We start from the raw sequence: 18,635 nt of genomic DNA on the forward strand, positions 1-18,635 counted from the left end.
GCTTCCGGCATCGGCTCATCATTCATGATCAAGGTAGTCCTCTGAAGTGGGGTAATGGCTTATCTATCAAGTGCAAATATAACCAACTTTGCAAACAACCAGCCAAAAATAGCGCCTATTCCGACTCCTGTAAGTACATCCAAGGGAAAATGTACGCCGATATAGATTCTGCTATAGGCTACCAAAAACGCCCAAAATACCAAGAAAATTCCTATATAACGGAATTTCGAACTCAACAAAACACTAAAGAAAATCGCTACTGCCATCGTGTTGGAAGCGTGGGCGGAAAAATATCCGAATTGACCCCCACAGTAGTCTTTTACCAACCGCATGCTTGTATTCACATCGGAATCATGACACGGTCGAAGACGCTGCACCCCGTATTTGAAAAAATTGGCCAATTGGTCCGTTATAAGAATCATAAGGACAATACCCACGAGAAGTACCAACAGCTTTTTGGGCCCGAATTTGCGATAGGCAAGATAGAGCAACACGGCGTAAAGCATCAAGGAAACAAGGCTTATCTTATTGGTTATCAGCAGCCAAAAGCCATCCCAAGCAGGGCTGCCCAGCTTATTGAGATAAAGAAAAAGCTCCTTGTCATATCTAATCAGCTCTTCCAGCATATCACCTATTCTTCGTAACGGGACACCTCTCGGTCATAAAAATCGGTTGCCTGCTGTATCAAATTCCCCGCTTCGGTTTCCAGTTCGTTTTCATCTTCCCTACTGAAATCCTCCAACCATTCGACCTCATCGTTTTCAAGGTTGATCACAAAGCGGGGGTATTCGGTATGTACTATAAAAATGGCCGTTGGATAGTCGGTGTTATCGCCCAACAAAAATTTCGGTAGCTCCATATTCGATTTTTCTTTTAGCTTATTGGCTATCGGCAATCAAGCTTTTGGTCAAATAATTAAATCGAAGATACAACATAATGGCCGATGCACTGAGCCCGGTCAAAAGCCCGATCCATATTCCTATACTTTTTAGTTCGGTATGTAATCCAAGATAATAACATATCGGAAAACCGATTATCCAATACGCGATGAAAGTAATCAGGGTCGGGATCTTTACATCCTGTAGTCCACGTAGAGCACCTAGAACGACAACCTGTATTCCATCGCTGATTTGGAAGAATGCCGCTACGAACAGCAACTGTGCCGAAAGAAAGATCACCTCGGTGTTATCGGCCAAATTAATTGCGTCGTTTACATCAAGATATAAGGTGGGGAACCAATTTCTACCGATAAGGAATAGGGTAGCAAAAACAATTTCGATCAGGAAAGTCAGTAAAAAAATCGATTGGGCGATACGCCGTAGGTCAGGGAAATTTTGCAATCCCTTTTGATTCCCTACCCGCACCATGGCGGCGACTCCCAGGCCCATTCCGAACATAAAGGTCATGCTACTGAGATTCAGGGCAATTTGATTCGCTGCTTGGGCATTCTTTCCCAATACCCCGCTGAGCCAAATAGCGACAGTAAAAATGGCCACCTCGAAAAACATTTGAAGTGCCGAGGGAAAGCCAAGACCAATGATCGTCCGCATCACCTTCTTTTCAATTTTCCTAAAATTAAAGGCCGTCACATAGTCGTGAAATTTATGTTTACTGCTTAGCAAAAACCAGATATAGCCCACCATCAATATTCTTGCAACCAAGGTTCCGATCGCCGCCCCGACAATTCCCAACTTCGGGAATCCGAACGAACCGAATATTAAAAGATAGTTAAGAACAATATTGACCACATTGGCGATTATGGTCGCGTACATGGGGTATTTGGTCTGGGACAATCCTTCTGAAAACTGCTTGAATGCCTGAAAGATAATCAAAGGTACCAACGAGAAAGCCACCAGGTCTAAATAGGGCATGGCGAGTTCCACTACTTCCGGTGGCTGTTTCATGTAATACATCAACGGCTTACAACATAATATGAGCACGAAAAGTGACAGACCCAAGAGAGCACAGAGCACTAGACCATGCTTTAGGGCGCTTTTTCCCGATGCTGGGTTTCCCGCACCATCGGCCTCGGCAACCAGTGGGGTAATAGCGGTAGAGAAGCCGATTCCCAAAGACATTGCAATAAATACGAAACTATTTCCCAAAGAGACCGCCGCCAACTCTGCCGTACCCAATTGGCCCACCATCACATTATCGGCAAAGGCGACAAAGGTGTGGCCCAACATCCCCATGATGACGGGAACGGCCAATTGGATATTATAGCGGAATTCTTTAGTGTATTTTTGGAACAAAGGAGCTTGCTTTAGGGAGTGCACCCCGGGTTTCTAGAATTTTCGTTCTATAATCTGTCGCATACTGACGCCCTCATAATTTCGCTTTACGAAATCAAGGGCCAGATCTAAGATCTCCCCCATTTTTTGGCATTTTTTAAAGTTTATATCCAGCGTAAGGTCATAAATCTGCATTTTGAGAAGATCGATGTTCTCCTTGTTGGATATATCGTCCCGTTTACAGATTTCCCTCAACTTCTTAATTCGATTTCCCGAGCTCAGTATACGCTTTGCCACAATAGACCGTTCTTCGACCTTGTATTGGTTTACGGAATGCTTTTGAAGTTTGCTTCGCACCAATTCGACCATCAAGTAGTTTTCCTTGAAAAATTGGGGGCGGTATACCTTTAGCTTTCCCTCAAAACACTGCTGGTCGAAATCGATGGCCCGTATCTGATAAACAACATGGTCAAAATCAATTACCGGTACGATTACGTAATTATAGGAACGCATATCGCCCAATAGACGAATCATACAACGCTCGTTGAACTTTACAAACTCTTTCGCTAATTGGGCCTTTTCGGATTCAGAGCATTTGGGCAAAAAATCCTTAATGAATACGTCCCCGGGAATACCCGCGATATGCTCTTCGATAAGGGTATCCTTGTACACCAAAAAGTTGAGATTGTAGGGCGAAAGCATATGCTCCAACTCAAGCCCGTACACTCTTGAAGCATCGGTCTTTTTAACGTAAAAATAGGTGAAGTTGTCGTTTAGGATATTCCTGATTTTAATACGAAATGGTTTGGAATTTCCAAAGGTGCAGTAGTCGACGGCATCTACGTTCAGATATGGATTGATGCGATTGCTACCGTCGGAGTGAAGAATGGAATACACTTTCTTTAAGCTCTGGTCGATTTCTACCCGTTCCGTGTCGGAATAATACACCCGTACCCAAAGAGTATCCTCATCATCGTTATCATAGACCACTACCGACCCGGAAAACCGCAATAAATCATCATAAAATATAGGTATCTCTATCTTGCGATTATATTGGCCAAGGTACACATCGAGCCGTTCGCTGATGGGATAAGCGGGCTTTTTCTTCGACATTAATCTTTCATCGGTCATATTCTCTCTTTAAATTTATACCAGTGCTGTAACAAATCTAAGGTTTCTTCGTCAAGTTAACAGCAACCTTCTAAAAGCATCGCTATTTTGCAAACCATACTCTCTGTCAATAATCTCACGAAAAAATTCGGGGCACTTACTGCCGTCAAAGACTTATCGTTCCAAATAGAAAAAGGAAACGTATACGGTATCTTGGGGCCTAACGGGAGCGGTAAATCGACGACGCTGGGCATCGTTTTAAACGTAGTCAACCGGACTTCCGGGACATTTTCTTGGTTTGATGGTGCCACCTCTACCCATGATGCCTTGAAGAAAGTGGGGGCAATTATTGAAAGACCCAACTTTTACCCCTATATGACTGCGGTACAGAACCTGAAATTGGTATGTAAAATCAAGGAAGTTTCCGACGACAAAGTAGAGGAAAAATTGGAACTGGTGGGACTTTTGGAGCGCAAGGACAGTAAGTTTCGCACCTACTCGCTAGGAATGAAACAACGCCTCGCGATAGCTTCGGCCCTTTTGAACGATCCTGAAATCCTGATATTAGACGAACCGACAAACGGACTTGACCCCCAAGGCATCCACCAAATAAGGGAAATCATAAAAAAAATAGCTTCCCAAGGTACTACGATCCTTCTTGCATCGCATTTGCTGGATGAGGTAGAAAAGGTTTGTAGCCATGTGGTAATCCTTAGGAAAGGCGAAAAGCTTTATTCGGGCAGGGTCGACGGGATGTTGGCAAGCCACGGTTTCTTCGAGCTAAAAACCTCCCAGGAGGAAGCGCTGCTCAAATACCTTCAAGGAAACGCCAGTTTCGGGGAAATAAAGGTCGAAAGCGGTCTGATCACCGCCTTCCTCAGAGAGGAAATGAAGGCCGAGGACCTCAACAAGGCACTCTTTGAAAAAGAAATTCTTCTCTCTCATCTCGTAAAACGCAAGGAAAGCCTTGAGGAACAATTCCTGACCCTGACCAAAACCCAAACCAACTAACGACGACCGATAAATGATACGTTTACTACAAATAGAATTCATTAAGCTTTGGAACAATAGGACCAGTAAAATACTGATCATTTCCTATTTCGTATTGCTTACCTCAATTGCTTTGGTAGCGGCCATCAAATTTGACATTGGACCCGTTAAGTTCCATTTAGCCGAACAAGGTATCTTCAATTTTCCTTATATATGGCATTTCAATAGCTTCGTTGCCGCAATTTTCAAACTTTTCCTAGCAATTGTCATTGTCTCGATGATGGCGAACGAATACAGCAACAAAACCATTAAACAGAACCTGATCGACGGCCTTTCGAAAAAAGAGTTTATTCTTTCAAAATTTTTGACGGTTGTGTCCTTTGCGCTAATTTCGACCGTCTTTGTCTTTATTGTCTCATTGGTTTTGGGACTACTGTATTCCGATTATAACGAAATAGCCATCATTTTTTCCGATTTGGAATTCATATTGGCCTTTTTTGTGAAGTTGGTCGGTTTCTTCTCTTTTTGCCTATTTCTGGGCATTTTGGTCAAAAGGTCGGCATTCGCATTGGGTTTTTTGATCCTTTGGCTCATATTGGAACAGCTGGTTTTCGGTTTATTGGGATGGAAAGTAATGTCATGGGAAACTGCCAATCAAATCAAAAACTTTTTTCCCTTGGAATCGATGTCCAACCTCATTAAGGAACCCTTTACCCGCTTGGGTGCGGTAAAGACGGTGGCAGACCAAATCGGGGAAAAGCTTTCCCTTGACTACCATGTACAATGGTATGAAATACTGGTTGTCCTGGTTTGGACAGCCGTTTTCGTTTACTTCTCGTATGCCTTATTGAAAAGGCGAGATCTATAAACTGCAGGGAGCGGATATCGAATGGCAGAAATCCTCTTTCAAGAGGATGAACAATGGCCGATAGCTGGAAATCCTTTTTTCTCACACAACATCATAGAGCGAAACTAGTTTGTCCTTTTTGCACAGCCTGCCGGATGCATGCAGGGATAGCAGGTATGTTATTATGTAAACTTTTATGGAAGTTAACATTCTACAGGAAAAGCTTCCCAAGGTACCCGATCAACCAATGTTAGCGATTGGTTTGGGTGGAACATCGATACCATTAGGGAATTTAAAGATCGTTTTGCCCGCGAAAGATAGACTTTTAGTATCTTAGAAGACTGATTTGCGATGAAAAGAGAACTACTATTGATAGCCCTAGTACTACTGGTACTAGCGGGCTATGGTCAAGATTGTACCAACTTGACCAGTCCGATACCAGGCGACGAAAACGTTTTGGTCGAAAGCGATATTTCTTGGGAACCCGTCGATGGGGTCAATGGCTATCTGATTTCTATTGGCGAAACCCCGGGTGGTACGGAATGGGCCGATAGAATATCGGTAGGTAATGCAACCACCTATTCCCCACCAGTAGGATTGCCGGAAAACCGTACGCTCTACATCACCATTACCTTGTTTTTTTTCAATAGGCCTGATATCGATTGTGCCCTAGGGTCATTTTCGACGGAAGAGGTGCTTGTAGCCCCCGGATGTGCTACCATTAACACCCCCATGGATAACGCCATCGATGTAAACCAAGAGGCGATTATTTCCTGGGAATATGTTCCAAAGGCCACAGGATATTCAATCAATATCGGTACTACACAGGGGGGGGGTGAAATTGTTCCCACGCAGGACGTTGGAAATGTGACTTCGTTCGACCCCCCGGGGAATCTTCCTTTGGAAGAGGAGATTTTTGTACAAATCATTCCACGAAATGAAAACGGTCCTGCCCCGGTCATTTGCCCTACTTTTAGCTTCATGACAGGGGAAATGGTAGAGCTGCCTGGATGTAGTAGACTCATTACGCCATTCAACGGAGAAACCAACGTACCACTGACACCCGATTTAAGTTGGGAGGAAGTACCCGATGCAATCGGCTATAGGCTTTTTATAGGAACCTCTCCTTTTGAAAACAATGTTGTCTCCGGAGCGGTCTATAGTACCAACCAGATCACGGTCATCGATTTTGAAGCGAACAGTACGATTTACGTAACGATAGTACCTTTTAATGCCGGAGGGGATGCCATCGGCTGCCTTCAGGAATCATTCTCCACCATACAGGGCTGTGGGCCTTTTTTTGATGGCAATACCAACGAATTGGTACAGGATCTGAGACCCGAACTAGAATTCCCGAACAGCTTCAGGGTTTGTTCCAATGATTTGCCCACCGTTCTTTCGACGGATGCGGTAGCCGATCAATTCCGTTGGGTACGCTTATCCCCCAACGACGGCTCAGAGTTGGAACTTCTATCCAATTCCGACCAAGTTACACTTACTCAGGAAGGAAGATATCGATTGGAGGCTATTAATTTTTCAGACCCGGACGGGGCCAATACGGCCTGTCCTACGCAACAGGATTTTGTACTCGAAATTGTCGCCCCCCCTACAATCAACTCGATTGATTCCCAAACTGGTAACGAATCGGTACAACTAACCGTAAACGCTAGTGGTTCAGGGGATTATGAATATGCGTTGAATAATGTGGATGGACCTTATCAGGATAGTAACGTTTTCAACAATGTACCATCGGGAAATAACATGGTTTATGTAAGGGACAAGGATCTCGGTTGTGTTGTCTCCGCAAACAGCCTACAATATGCCCTTTCGGAGGCCTTCCCAAATTTTTTCACCCCGAATGGAGATGGTGTCCATGACTTTTGGCAATTCAGTCCCCCTCCTGAAATTGGGGAGATTGCCATTGAAACAATCTATCTATTTGATAGAATGGGGAATTTTATAATTCAGCTAAACCCTGACGATAGGGGTTGGGATGGAAATCTCAACGGAACGCCCTTACCTTCCTCGGACTATTGGTATAAAGCCATTTTTGAAGATCAGGATCAAATTCAAGGGCATTTTACCCTAAAACGCTAATTGGAAACGTTGCGATATGCTAAAAGGAATGCTCTTCACATTCGGACTTTTGATTGGAGTCATTACACAGGCGCAAGAATGTCCACAATTGACCTATCCTATCAATGGGGCTACGGAAGTACCCGTTAACCCGACTATCACTTGGAATTCGGTGAATGGGATTTTTGGCTATCTTATTTCCTTGGGAACCACTCCCGGTGGAACGGACATATTAAATCAACGATCAGCGGGACTCACCAACTCCTTTACGCCAGAGGTAGGTTTGCCCGATGGTATACCTATCTACGTAACCATAAGTATGTTCCTCGAAAATCAACAGCTACTGGTTTGCCAGGTAGAGGTATTTACAACTGTCGAGGTTACCACCCCCCCAACCTGCACTTCATTGAGCGATCCACCGAACAACGCGACCGGCATCAATGTGGACACTGCAATCCGTTGGAACTATGCCCCGACCGCTACAGGATATCGTATTACCATCGGAACCACTGTAGGAGGCTCCGAAGTAATCGATGATTTTGACGTCGGCAACGTGCTGGAATATCGACCCCAAGAAGAATTTCCATTAGATCAGGATATCTATGTAACGATCATACCCTACAACGATATCGGCAGTGCCTCTTCCTGCACCCCTGAACGCTTCACTACCGGCGTACCCACGGTAGACTGTTCCCTAAACGCTCCCTTGAACGATATCCCGGATATTGTGGGTATCTGTGCTGAAAACCTCCCAACCGTAGTAACCAATGAGGCATTGGCTAGCGGATTTCGTTGGTTTCAAATAGAAGCTGATGGTTCCGAAACCCTACTTTCGGAAAGTAGGGAGGTCGCACTGGAGGACATAGGAAGATACCGTTCGGAAGCCTACAATAACGTAAACGAGTTTGGAAGTACGGTCGAATGTAGCAGCTCCAAGGAGTTTCGGGTAGTCTTCTCCAATCCCCCTACTATCAATTCGGTGCAGGTAATCCGGCAGGCCACGGGCATTCGCATCACCATCGAAGCCAGTGGTGGAGGGGATTATGAATATGCCTTGGATTTTGAAAATGGCCCCTATCAAGATAGTCCCGTGTTTGAAAACGTACCCGATGGCGAACGTATGGTATTCGTACGGGACAAATTCGGTTGCGGCACAGCCCAAAGAACGGTAGAAAGAGAGTTGACCGCGAAGAACTTTCCGTTGTTCTTTACGCCCAATGGAGATGGTATCAACGATTTTTGGCAGTTTGTGCCACTTGGGGGGAGCGGTGAAATAAATGTAGAAAAAATCTTTATTTTTGATAGGTACGGGGTACTTTTGGCGCAAATCGATCCCACATCCCAAGGCTGGAACGGTAATTCTAATGGACAACCCTTACCGGAATCCGATTATTGGTACCGTGCCATCTCCTTCAGCAATAAGGAAATCAAAGGTCACTTCACCCTAAAAAGATAAGCTATTGATCTATATATTGAACGATCCGTATGAGGTCTTCCCTGTTCCCGACATCCATCGTATTCTGTTTTATGAAGGTTTCGATATCCTTATCAAACTTTGAAAAAAAGCGTACCCATTGTTTTTTCCTACTGGGTATAGGTTGCGCCGGATTAGCTGCTGCCACCAAATAAAACTGATCTTTTAGGCGTTTGAAGGTGGGCGGTTTATACGTATCAAAACTCGTGCGTTGCTTTACCTCGGGAGCAAGGATAATGCGTTCCTTCAGCCATAGGGATACATTGGTACCCCGATGAACAAGCACAAAATACCCGTTTTTAACCTCATTCTTATCCTTAAAACGCAGATACTGATAGGTTTTACCAGTTCCGGTGAAATGAACGGGCGTATCCAAGAAGTCACCTAAATAATGCATTTCCCCCTTCTTCTTAATTTCCATACGATCTAAATAGGCATTGTATCGAAGGAAATCCACTTTCGATTTGGTTCCGAGTTTCGCGGGAAGTACCTCCTCATTAATATACACCGTTCCCTTATAACCGGCATCTGAATAAGAGATGATTTTTCCGGGAACGTAGGGAAAACGATCGTTTCTTCGGTTCAGTAAGTCTTGGGAATGTAGTGTATGGCTGAACAATGCGGACAGGAGACAGACCACAATCACTCCATTATACCCTCTTTTATTCTTCATAGGCAAAGAGTTAATTGGTATACGTTTTGATTTTTAACTGTACTTCTAGTCTGTCTCGTATTGAAGATACGCATTCTATTCGAAAATGGCGAGGGTTGAGTCCGAAGTTAACCCAAATCGTGGTTCCCAATTAATCCAAGTCCCCTATCCAAAGCACGGGTGCTTTTTGTATTTTTGGGGCGTTGGATAATAATTTTTAATCATAGCAGAGGTATTATGAAATTCAAGGTCGTCTCAGAATTCGAACCTACGGGGGACCAGCCGGAAGCCATCAAACAATTGGTGGATGGTATCGAGGACGGGGAAAGGTACCAAACCCTTCTGGGAGTCACCGGATCCGGTAAGACCTTTACGGTCGCCAATGTGGTGGAACAGACTCAAAGACCCACGCTGGTATTAGCTCATAATAAGACGTTGGCCGCCCAACTCTACTCCGAATTCAAGCAGTTTTTTCCGGAAAACGCGGTAGAATATTTCGTTTCTTATTACGATTATTACCAACCGGAGGCTTTTATCCCTACTTCCGGACTCTATATCGAAAAAGATCTTTCGATTAATGAGGATATCGAAAAACTGCGTCTGAGTACAACTTCCTCACTTTTATCGGGTCGTAGGGATGTGTTGGTCGTGGCATCGGTCTCTTGTCTGTATGGTATTGGAAACCCTATCGAATTTCAGAAAAATGTCATCAGCATAAAAAAAGACCAGGTCATCGCACGAACAAAATTCCTGCACCAACTGGTACAAGGTCTTTACTCAAGGACCACAGCAGACTTTCGAAATGGAAATTTCAGGGTGAAGGGCGACGTGGTGGACGTATTTCCAGGCTACGCCGATCATGCGTTCAGAATTCATTTTTTTGGGGACGAAGTAGAGGAAATAGAGGCATTTGATCCCTTTAACAACAATGTGATCGAGGTTTACGAGAGTCTCAACATCTATCCGGCGAACATGTTCGTGACCTCCCAAGAGGTCTTGCAGAATGCCATACACCAAATTCAGGATGACTTGGTAAAACAAGTAGATTACTTCAAGGAGATAGGGAAACCTCTGGAGGCCAAGCGGCTTGAGGAAAGAACGAATTTTGATTTGGAGATGATTCGTGAATTAGGGTATTGTTCGGGAATCGAAAACTACTCTCGCTATCTTGACGGCCGGGCTCCCGGAACCCGTCCCTTCTGTTTGTTGGATTACTTTCCCGACGACTATTTAATGATTATTGATGAGAGCCATGTTACCATTCCCCAAGTACACGCCATGTACGGTGGGGACCGCTCAAGAAAGGTGAATCTGGTGGATTACGGATTTCGATTACCTGCGGCCATGGACAACCGCCCCTTGAAATTCGAGGAATTCGAGGCATTACAGAACCAAGTCATTTATGTAAGTGCAACACCCGCGGATTATGAGCTCAAACTAAGCGAAGGTGTCTACGCGGAACAGGTGATTCGCCCAACCGGACTCTTAGATCCGATAATCGAAGTACGGCCCAGTTTGAACCAAATAGACGACTTGGTAGAAGAAATACAGCAACGGGTCGAAAAAGATGAACGCACCTTAGTGACGACCTTGACCAAACGGATGGCGGAAGAATTGGCGAAATATTTGGATAGAATCAATATACGTTGCCGTTATATTCACAGCGATGTCGATACGTTGGAACGGGTCGAAATCATGCAAGATCTTCGCAAAGGAATTTTCGATGTTTTGATAGGGGTGAATCTACTGCGGGAGGGACTCGATTTGCCAGAGGTTTCCCTTGTTGCCATTTTGGACGCGGACAAAGAAGGTTTTTTGAGGAGCAACCGTTCGTTGACCCAAACCGTTGGAAGGGCTGCAAGACACCTTAACGGAAAAGCGATCATGTACGCCGATACGATTACCGAGAGTATGAGAAAGACAATCGATGAAACCACCTACCGAAGAGAGAAGCAGATCGCCTATAATCACGAGCACAATATTACACCAATGGCATTGAATAAAAGCTTGGATAGTGCGCTCGCCAAGAACTCGGTTTCGACCTATCATTATCAAAAAGAGGAACTACGCGCCGCGGAACCAGATCTTGAATATTTGACTAAGGAACAAATAGAAAAACTAATTCGGGAAAAAAGAAAATCAATGGAGAAAGCAGCCAAAGAATTGGATTTTATGCTCGCTGCAAAATTACGCGACGAAATAAAAATATTGCAAGATCAGGAGTGAAAACACTCCTTTACATGCCGTTTTTTATAAGTTGGAAGCTTAAAATTATATAACTAAAAACAATAAGCTGATTATTAGATAATTGAAAATAAATTTTAGACAAGTCTAAAATGACGTTTTTACTCATTTGGAGCAGAATTAACACGAAATAAGGAACTTCTTCCCTCTTATTGCAAAGATATAAAACAAGGCCGTGAACAGCGAAAAACCAACCCCATGAAGACCCTAAGGAAAATCTCAAAGTTCATCGGATTTTTTCTTTTGTTGCTCCTTTTGGGCCTCGTGATTTGGGCAGTGATTTATTTAAATTATACAGTGTACGATGTAAAGGTCGAAGAGGAAACTTTTGCCGATATTCGGACCAAAGGGCAAATTGATTCCTTAGCCAAAGATTTGGTCTCTCAAATGAGCTTGGATGAAAAAGTAGATCAAATGACCGGAGAGGGTACCTTTAATGTTTACTCCAAATTTTTGACCAATATCTTTGTTGCCAAAAAGTTTCCCCACATTCATAGTGGAAGAAACGAACGCCTTGGGATTCCACCTTTTGTTTTTTCCGACGGCCCTCGTGGCGCAGTGGTCGGCAAGGGTAATACCTGTTTTCCCGTGGCCATTGCAAGAGCCGCCAGTTGGGATATTTCCCTTGAGGCACGTGTGGCAGACGTAGTAGGTATGGAAATAAGGGCAAATGGCGCCAATTACAGCGGCTCTCCCTGCATCAACATCCTTAGGCATCCCGGTTGGGGGCGTGCGCAGGAGTCCTACGGGGAAGATCCTTTTCTATCCGGCGAATTGGGAAAGGCCTACACCAAGAACCTGCAACGGCATAATGTCATGTCGACACCAAAGCACTTTGCGGTCAATAATGTCGAAAATGCCCGTTTTTATATCGATGCCACCATGGACGAAAGAACGCTACGGGAAGTATATCTACCACAATTCAAAAAGGTAGTGCAGGAAGGCAAGGCTGCGTCGGTCATGAGTGCGTATAACCGATTTAGGGGAGAATATTGTGGACACAACAAATACTTATTGGAGAAAATCCTTCGTGAAGACTGGGGGTTTGAAGGTTTCGTCAGTTCCGATTGGCTTTGGGGATTGCGTGAAGGGGTAAAAGGAGTGCGAGCAGGAATGGATGTAGAGATGCCCGTAAATTCAGTTTACCGAAACACCATCCAACAGGCACTAAATGATGGGAATATAAGCGAGAAACGCATCGATACCATGGTTACCCGAATTCTACGCACCAAGCTTACTTATGCGCTGGCAAAAGACCCTATGAAGTACACCGAAGAGGTCAAGGCAGCGGAAAAGAATGTAGCGTTGGCTATGGAAGTTGCCGAAAAAGGCATGGTACTTTTAAAAAATGAGTCCCTGTTGCCCCTTTCCGCGCGAGGCAAAAAAATAGCGGTCATAGGTCGCATCGCCGACCTGGAAAACACCGGTGACGAAGGCAGTAGCAACGTGAATGCACCCTACGTCGTCACCCCCTACCGGGGCATCCGGGCATTTGTTGAAAAGAATGGTGGAACAGTTTCGTTTTCCGATGGCGCGGACCTCGAGGAGGCCAAGAAAAAAGCTGCGGAGGCAGATGCCGTTGTGATCCTTGCGGGATATACCAAAAAGGACGAAGGGGAATATATCGTAATCGATCCCGATTCACAAAAAGGGTTAAAGGCGGAAGAGGTTAGCGGAGGCCGTGGCGGAGACCGGTTCGAGTTGACCTTATCGACAGACGATGAAGCGATGATCAAGGCGCTGGCAGCAGCGAATTCGAATACCGTAGTGGCGATCGTGGCAGGGAGTGCCGTTATTATGGAGAATTGGAAAAATGAGGTTCCCACAATACTGTACGCCTGGTACGCGGGTATGGAAGGCGGTAACGCACTTGCCAACGTCTTATTCGGTAAGGTCAATCCAAGCGGCAAGCTTCCCTTCATAATCCCCGAACGAAAATCGGACCTACCGGAATTCGACCCTTTCGCCGAATCACTTGAATATGGGTATTATCACGGGTATACACTTTTTGATAAGAAAGGGTCCAAAACCGCGTATCCCTTTGGATATGGTCTAAGCTATACACAGTTTGCCTACGACAGCCTAAGGGTGAATACCCCCAATGCAAAGGAGGTCGACAGCCTTTCGGTTTCGGTAACGATTTCCAATATCGGTGAGCGGGACGGTGAGGAAATAGTGCAGGCCTATGTAGGTTTTGCCAATTCAAACATCGACAGGCCGGTCAAGATATTGAGGGCCTTTAAAAAAATACCTTTGAAAAAAGGGGAAAGCAAGGAAGTTGAGCTGAAGGTGGCGACCAAGGACTTGGCCTATTATAGCGAGGGCGAAAACACCTGGAAAATCGAGGAGATGGTTCATGAGCTCTATGTCGGGAGTTCTTCAGCATCTGTAGATTTACTCAAAACATCTTTTCTTTATGGAAATCCCATGGGGACTGAAAACATTGAAAATCAATGATAGCCCTTCGTAACACCAGCCTATTATTTGTTACGGCCATACTGTTCCTTTTGAGCCATGCGGTACACACGCAGTCTTTGTCCAAGGAAGCAATTGAACGTGCCGCCGTCGATAAATTTTCCGACGCCGTCTTCGAATTGAAGTCCTTCCTTGAGATTCCCAACGACGGTCATTTTCCCCAACAGGTCGAAGCCAATTTGAGATGGTGCCAACAAACTTTTGACGAACTTGGTTTTGAAACTCAAATTATTACAACCGAAGGCGCCCCTCTGCTCCTTGCCGAGAAAAAAAATCATACCTCTGAGAAGACAGTCCTTTTTTATTTACAAATTGACGGACAGCCGGCGGATAGTACCGAATGGGATCAACCGAATCCGTTCCAGGCAGTATTGAAAAAGAAGGAAGGCACCAACTGGAAATTGTTGGATTTCGAGAAACTAAGAAACGAATACGACCCGGATTGGAGGATTTTTGCCCGCTCTGCGTCAGACTCCAAAGGACCCGCGATGTCCTTCATCAGTGCATTACAGGTCATGCAGGAACTAAATCGGAAACCCGGCTTCAACGTCAAGGTCATTATGGATTATCAGGAAGAAATGGGCTCTCCCCACCTTGCCAAAGCCGTTACCGACCATCAAGGACTACTCATAGCGGACATGCTTTTGATTATGGATGGCACCCGTCATTTATCAAACCTACCCACCCTTACCTATGGTGCCAGAGGAATCGCAACCGCCACCATCAGGTTCTTTGGGGCGAGATACCCCCTACATAGCGGTCAATATGGCAACTTTGCACCCAACCCTATTTTTGAAGCCTCCAAAGTATTGGGTAGTTTAAAAGATAAAAACGGTAAGGTAACCCTGCCCGGCTTTTATGACGGAATAGAACTATCGGCTGCTGAAAAAGAAGTCCTAAACGATATTCCTGAAAATCTGGACAGTATCAAGTTACAACTGGGTATCGCCAAACCTGATGCGATCGGCGATAGTTATCAAGAGTCCTTACAGTATCCCTCACTCAATATCAGGGGACTGCGTTCGGCATGGGTAGGCGATGAGGTACGGACTATCATACCTTCAGAGGTGATTGCCGAAATTGATATGCGATTGGTCCCGGAATCTGACGGAATTCACCTTATGGAACTTCTGAAGGCCCACATCAAAGATTGTGGATACCATCTGATCAGTTCGACTCCCACCGAAGAAGAGCGGAAAACCTATTCCAAAATGGCTTCGTTTCAATATCGGGTCGGGTCGGCACCCTTCAGAACATCGATCGATTCCCCGACCGGATTATTTTTAAAAAAGGCTTTGGCCAAAGTCTTTGGAGATCAAGTAGTGAACATGCGTACTACTGGGGGATCTCAGCCCATAGCACCCTTTATCGAAACGTTAGGGATCCCTGCCGTTTCCGTGCGAATTCCAAATCCCGACAACAATATCCATGGACCCAATGAGAACATCCGTTTAGGAAATTTTATGGAAGGCATCATCACCTGTCTCGCAATTCTGGATGAGCCCTTCGACTAAATACCGCAGAAGTTTTCAAGAGATCCCTGGAGAAGGCAGAATCAATCCTTCCAAAAAAAAGCGCCCCGACCAAACGGTCGAGACGCTTCCTAACTAACCAACTAAACCAACCATTATGAACTCCACCGAGAGGTGGAAACTCACAATTTTCTTAATCCATTAGGACAACTCTATCATTCTCTTTGGCTTTGGCAGTGCTTCCTCTTTCTTGGGTAGGGCCACTGTCAAGATACCATCCTCATATTTGGCATCAATTTTATCAACATCGATGGTTTCGGGCAACGTAAAAGATCGAGTAAAGGCGCTATGGGTAAACTCCCTTCGCGTGTAATTTTCCGCTTCTTTTTTCTCTTCGTGCTTCACCTCGTACGACACGGTAAGAACATCGTTATCGATTTCGATATTGAAGTCATCCTTTTTTCTACCGGGTGCTGCAAGCTCCAGCGCAAAATCTTTTTCGCCTTCCTTGATATTGACCGCGGGAAGGTCTCCATTAAAGTTTTCCATTCCACCAAACCAATCTGGTTTAAATATTTCATTCATCAAGGATGGGAATAACATATTGTTTCTTTTGACTAACATGATGTATACTTTTTAATTAAACATTTTCGATTTCGTATATTCAATAGGCAAAAGACATACCAATAGTAAAAAGTGTCATTTTGGCGTGTTTTTAAGAGGCGATACTGCCTTTTTGACGGTGTACTGTTGTTTTTCAACGCAGATTTTGACCATTGCCTACCGTAGGAGCGAGAAATCCAAGGGAAAAACTACTAAAATAACGCGAAAGAAGACTTGAACGTTTGGGCTTCGAGAGAACAAGCTCTAATTGTAATGTGCTTTAAAAATATCGATCAGTACCTCGGGTGGTACAATTTTATCGGGATATCGATGCATCAGGGTAAGCACCTGTTCGATGGCAGATGGCGGAAGTCCCATTCCAAGCCCTATATTATGTAGACGACTTACTTCTATTTCGAGCTGTCTTCGGTCTACGTTCATGAGCAATACCAATCGATGGAAATGGATGATACGGTCGGCCTGGGTCTTCGGAATCACATGTTCGACCTCGATTTCGAAAAGCGAATCGAAGGTTTTCCTATCAACACCCAAATGGGAAGCGACGCCCAACAAAAAGTTGTACTCGGGATCTCCTACCACCTTGTCGATTTTGGCAAAAGCAATCATTTCCGAGAGAATACTCAACTTTTCTTTATATGTACTCATGGTTGATGGGATTAAAGGATGAGTCCCATAATTACTTTTATATAACTCCTTAAAACCCAATTTCGTATAAAGAGGGGAATTCAGCTTTGGAGGGGATAGGTAATTTGTAATACCTTTCCAAAAACAAATGGTATGACCAACAATGACGTTTTTAAAAAGCTCCGCGTAGCCCTCATGTTGAGAGACGAGGATATCCTAGAGATTCTTAAACTAGTGGATTTTAACCTTGGCAAAAGTGAACTGGGTGCTTTCTTTAGGAAGGAAGACCATCCCAACTATAGGGAGTGTGGCGACCAAATTCTGCGCAATTTTCTGAACGGCCTGGTGCTGTACCTGCGCGGGACCAAGGAACAACCCAAATACCCTGGGGATGTCCTTAAAAGACGAGAGGAAGCCGCCCAAACCCAAAATCAGGGATCCGACGGCAAAATAAAAGACTTCGGACAAAGGCAAAAAAAGAAAGCGTATCCGCCACTTTCTCCCGTAAAATATAAGAACAAGCCGTCCCAATCGGGAGGAAAAAAGAAATCCTGACCTAAACTCCGAAGCCAATCGGGTTCAAATCAGGATTTTAATATTACTCTTAGTTCTTACGAATCAATGCGTACTGAAACGGTATATTTTTTACCGTCTTCATAGGCGTCCACATCTACTTCTTGGTAATTCAACCGATTTTTGATAAAAGCGTCCATGGTCGCGTCCTCGGTATCTACCGATAAGACTACGATTTCTTTTTCGCTGTTCAGGGTGAACAATACTTGGGCGGTTTCTCCAGCTTCATCTTCCGTAAAATTATTATAATTCAATAATTTACCGATTTGAGTGGATAGACTCTTGACTTCGGTTTTGGAAGCTTTTTTGGTTTTGCCTTTTTTTCCATCGTTGGCTAATAGACTCCCTGTGGACAATAGCATTGCAGCTACAACTAATACACTTAGTTTTCTCATGATTTTCGTTTTTTAGCTTTGCTCCGATGATGGTCGGTGATTACAAAACTTGATTAATGATTAATTGATGAATTACTAAAAAGACGCTTTGGAATTAAGAATGTTACAATAAAAATGTTTTTTAACATATTTTTTAGCAAGAATGACTCTTTTACACAGTAACAAATTTTACCCAAAACGTAGTGAAATGCGGAATTTTAGATAAATATATCTTGACATTGTTAGGACGAATACCAAATCTCGTCGACCAGTTGTTGGCTTTGCCTTTACCTGGCGTAGTTAATTTAAAAGGCAGTATTTCAGAACACGGCCTTTTAAATCAACAACTCGTAATCCAGTTAGTATCTCGACGATTCTACTCTCAAGGGAATAGTGTACCTCCTGCCCTGGATGGCTCCATCGGTCAAAACCTTGTGGTAATTAAGGCGTGCCTTCACGAATCTTTCAAGGCCTTCGTGCTCCGTGTCTACGGAAAGTACGACTATTTCGCCTTCCCTATTGACCGTAAATAATATCGAAGCCTCCAAGGCTTTATGTGTAGATTTCTCAAAATAGCCGTTTAGGCGTTCCTTAACCTGATTCTTAAGTTCCTCTGCCGGATTGGTGTCCTTTGGACCGAAGGCAAATAAATTTCCACTCGATAGTAGCATTGCGGCTACCAGCATTAAACTAGTTTTTCTCATGATGTTCGTTTTTGTGGCCCCGTTCTTAATCCCGAGTGCTCGACACTTGGGAAGCAAAACAAGTACCTGATTAATAATTGATGATTGATGAATTACTTAAAAGACTGCAAGCCTTTATAAATCGTTACAGCCAACTACTTCAATTAACAAAATTTTAGTTTCACC

At 44.2% G+C, this 18,635-nt stretch carries 17 protein-coding genes; 8 read left to right on the forward strand and 9 right to left on the reverse strand.

The genetic code is table 11. The features are described from left to right. Positions 1-59 precede the first annotated feature (59 nt). From FK220_RS00685 to FK220_RS00700, 4 genes are read right to left on the reverse strand one after another with little or no spacing between them, the layout of a single operon-like run. Positions 60-626 (reverse strand): phosphatase PAP2 family protein, encoded by a 567-nt coding sequence (locus tag FK220_RS00685; protein ID WP_152572365.1) that lies wholly within the window; start codon positions 624-626, stop codon positions 60-62. A gap of 5 nt (positions 627-631) precedes the next feature. After that, positions 632-859, reverse strand: coding sequence for a hypothetical protein (locus FK220_RS00690; protein WP_152572366.1), 228 nt, complete (start codon positions 857-859; stop codon positions 632-634). Between the two features lie 19 nt (positions 860-878). Next, positions 879-2,252, reverse strand: a complete 1,374-nt coding sequence (locus FK220_RS00695; protein WP_238718858.1) for an MATE family efflux transporter — start codon at positions 2,250-2,252, stop codon at positions 879-881. 33 nt (positions 2,253-2,285) lie between these two features. Then, positions 2,286-3,362: a hypothetical protein gene (locus FK220_RS00700; protein ID WP_152572367.1), complete on the reverse strand. Its 1,077-nt coding sequence runs from the start codon at positions 3,360-3,362 to the stop codon at positions 2,286-2,288. Positions 3,363-3,449: 87 nt separating this feature from the next. Between FK220_RS00700 and FK220_RS00705 the strand changes: the two genes are divergently transcribed. The 4 genes from FK220_RS00705 to FK220_RS00720 all read left to right on the forward strand — a co-directional run bounded on the left by FK220_RS00705 (position 3,450) and on the right by FK220_RS00720 (position 8,710). Beyond that, on the forward strand, positions 3,450-4,352 hold the full coding sequence (locus FK220_RS00705; RefSeq protein WP_152572368.1) for an ABC transporter ATP-binding protein: 903 nt from the start codon (positions 3,450-3,452) through the stop codon (positions 4,350-4,352). Positions 4,353-4,365: 13 nt separating this feature from the next. Beyond that, positions 4,366-5,199 (forward strand): ABC transporter permease, encoded by an 834-nt coding sequence (locus FK220_RS00710; RefSeq protein WP_152572369.1) that lies wholly within the window; start codon positions 4,366-4,368, stop codon positions 5,197-5,199. A 330-nt stretch (positions 5,200-5,529) separates the two neighbouring features. Beyond that, positions 5,530-7,275: a T9SS type B sorting domain-containing protein gene (locus FK220_RS00715; RefSeq protein ID WP_152572370.1), complete on the forward strand. Its 1,746-nt coding sequence runs from the start codon at positions 5,530-5,532 to the stop codon at positions 7,273-7,275. 16 nt (positions 7,276-7,291) lie between these two features. Continuing rightward, positions 7,292-8,710: a T9SS type B sorting domain-containing protein gene (locus FK220_RS00720; RefSeq protein WP_152572371.1), complete on the forward strand. Its 1,419-nt coding sequence runs from the start codon at positions 7,292-7,294 to the stop codon at positions 8,708-8,710. A gap of 1 nt (position 8,711) precedes the next feature. On the opposite strand, the gene FK220_RS00725 is transcribed toward FK220_RS00720, so the two are convergent. Beyond that, a complete protein-coding gene (locus tag FK220_RS00725) occupies positions 8,712-9,401 on the reverse strand; it encodes a hypothetical protein (RefSeq protein WP_152572372.1) in 690 nt (229 codons plus the stop codon). A 216-nt stretch (positions 9,402-9,617) separates the two neighbouring features. On the opposite strand from FK220_RS00725, the gene uvrB reads away from it, so the two are divergent. The 3 genes from uvrB (at position 9,618) to FK220_RS00740 (ending at position 15,613) form a co-directional block, all read left to right on the forward strand. Then, the gene (gene uvrB, locus FK220_RS00730; protein WP_152572373.1) at positions 9,618-11,606 is read left to right on the forward strand and encodes an excinuclease ABC subunit UvrB; all 1,989 of its coding nucleotides are present in this window, start codon (positions 9,618-9,620) and stop codon (positions 11,604-11,606) included. 216 nt (positions 11,607-11,822) lie between these two features. Beyond that, positions 11,823-14,081, forward strand: coding sequence for a beta-glucosidase family protein (locus FK220_RS00735; protein WP_152572374.1), 2,259 nt, complete (start codon positions 11,823-11,825; stop codon positions 14,079-14,081). After that, positions 14,078-15,613 (forward strand): M20/M25/M40 family metallo-hydrolase, encoded by a 1,536-nt coding sequence (locus tag FK220_RS00740; protein ID WP_152572375.1) that lies wholly within the window; start codon positions 14,078-14,080, stop codon positions 15,611-15,613. The genes FK220_RS00735 and FK220_RS00740 overlap by 4 nt, the downstream gene beginning before the upstream one ends. 159 nt (positions 15,614-15,772) lie before the next feature. Here FK220_RS00740 and FK220_RS00745 read toward each other — a convergent pair whose 3' ends face one another. Both FK220_RS00745 and FK220_RS00750 read right to left on the reverse strand, forming a co-directional pair. Further along, complete coding sequence (locus tag FK220_RS00745) at positions 15,773-16,195, reverse strand: Hsp20/alpha crystallin family protein (RefSeq protein WP_238718859.1); 423 nt, start codon at positions 16,193-16,195, stop codon at positions 15,773-15,775. A gap of 243 nt (positions 16,196-16,438) precedes the next feature. Beyond that, positions 16,439-16,840 carry a TerB family tellurite resistance protein gene (locus FK220_RS00750; RefSeq protein ID WP_152572377.1) on the reverse strand — a complete coding sequence of 134 codons (402 nt, stop codon included), beginning with the start codon at positions 16,838-16,840 and terminating at the stop codon, positions 16,439-16,441. A 132-nt stretch (positions 16,841-16,972) separates the two neighbouring features. Here FK220_RS00750 and FK220_RS00755 point away from each other — a divergent pair, with 132 nt between their 5' ends. Then, positions 16,973-17,374, forward strand: coding sequence for a DUF1456 family protein (locus tag FK220_RS00755; protein WP_152572378.1), 402 nt, complete (start codon positions 16,973-16,975; stop codon positions 17,372-17,374). Between the two features lie 56 nt (positions 17,375-17,430). Here the strand turns inward: FK220_RS00755 and FK220_RS00760 are convergent, their stop codons facing one another. After that, positions 17,431-17,787, reverse strand: a complete 357-nt coding sequence (locus FK220_RS00760; RefSeq protein ID WP_152572379.1) for a hypothetical protein — start codon at positions 17,785-17,787, stop codon at positions 17,431-17,433. A gap of 338 nt (positions 17,788-18,125) precedes the next feature. Then, on the reverse strand, positions 18,126-18,470 hold the full coding sequence (locus FK220_RS00765) for a hypothetical protein (protein WP_152572380.1): 345 nt from the start codon (positions 18,468-18,470) through the stop codon (positions 18,126-18,128). Positions 18,471-18,635: the final 165 nt, after the last annotated feature.

The sequence above is a fragment of the Pelagihabitans pacificus genome (assembly GCF_009371985.2).
GTDB classification, from domain to species: Bacteria; Bacteroidota; Bacteroidia; order Flavobacteriales; family Flavobacteriaceae; genus Pelagihabitans; species Pelagihabitans pacificus.

What these genes read in the sequence shown, in the direction of transcription:
- FK220_RS00685 (WP_152572365.1), bottom strand. Translation starts at nt 626, where the DNA reads ATGCTGGAAGAGCTGATTAGATATGACAAGGAGCTTTTTCTTTATCTC.
- FK220_RS00690 (WP_152572366.1), bottom strand. Translation starts at nt 859, where the DNA reads ATGGAGCTACCGAAATTTTTGTTGGGCGATAACACCGACTATCCAACG.
- FK220_RS00700 (WP_152572367.1), bottom strand. Translation starts at nt 3,362, where the DNA reads ATGACCGATGAAAGATTAATGTCGAAGAAAAAGCCCGCTTATCCCATC.
- FK220_RS00710 (WP_152572369.1), top strand. Translation starts at nt 4,366, where the DNA reads ATGATACGTTTACTACAAATAGAATTCATTAAGCTTTGGAACAATAGG.
- FK220_RS00715 (WP_152572370.1), top strand. Translation starts at nt 5,530, where the DNA reads ATGAAAAGAGAACTACTATTGATAGCCCTAGTACTACTGGTACTAGCG.
- FK220_RS00720 (WP_152572371.1), top strand. Translation starts at nt 7,292, where the DNA reads ATGCTAAAAGGAATGCTCTTCACATTCGGACTTTTGATTGGAGTCATT.
- FK220_RS00725 (WP_152572372.1), bottom strand. Translation starts at nt 9,401, where the DNA reads ATGAAGAATAAAAGAGGGTATAATGGAGTGATTGTGGTCTGTCTCCTG.
- uvrB (WP_152572373.1), top strand. Translation starts at nt 9,618, where the DNA reads ATGAAATTCAAGGTCGTCTCAGAATTCGAACCTACGGGGGACCAGCCG.
- FK220_RS00735 (WP_152572374.1), top strand. Translation starts at nt 11,823, where the DNA reads ATGAAGACCCTAAGGAAAATCTCAAAGTTCATCGGATTTTTTCTTTTG.
- FK220_RS00740 (WP_152572375.1), top strand. Translation starts at nt 14,078, where the DNA reads ATGATAGCCCTTCGTAACACCAGCCTATTATTTGTTACGGCCATACTG.
- FK220_RS00745 (WP_238718859.1), bottom strand. Translation starts at nt 16,195, where the DNA reads ATGTTAGTCAAAAGAAACAATATGTTATTCCCATCCTTGATGAATGAA.
- FK220_RS00750 (WP_152572377.1), bottom strand. Translation starts at nt 16,840, where the DNA reads ATGAGTACATATAAAGAAAAGTTGAGTATTCTCTCGGAAATGATTGCT.
- FK220_RS00755 (WP_152572378.1), top strand. Translation starts at nt 16,973, where the DNA reads ATGACCAACAATGACGTTTTTAAAAAGCTCCGCGTAGCCCTCATGTTG.
- FK220_RS00760 (WP_152572379.1), bottom strand. Translation starts at nt 17,787, where the DNA reads ATGAGAAAACTAAGTGTATTAGTTGTAGCTGCAATGCTATTGTCCACA.
- FK220_RS00765 (WP_152572380.1), bottom strand. Translation starts at nt 18,470, where the DNA reads ATGAGAAAAACTAGTTTAATGCTGGTAGCCGCAATGCTACTATCGAGT.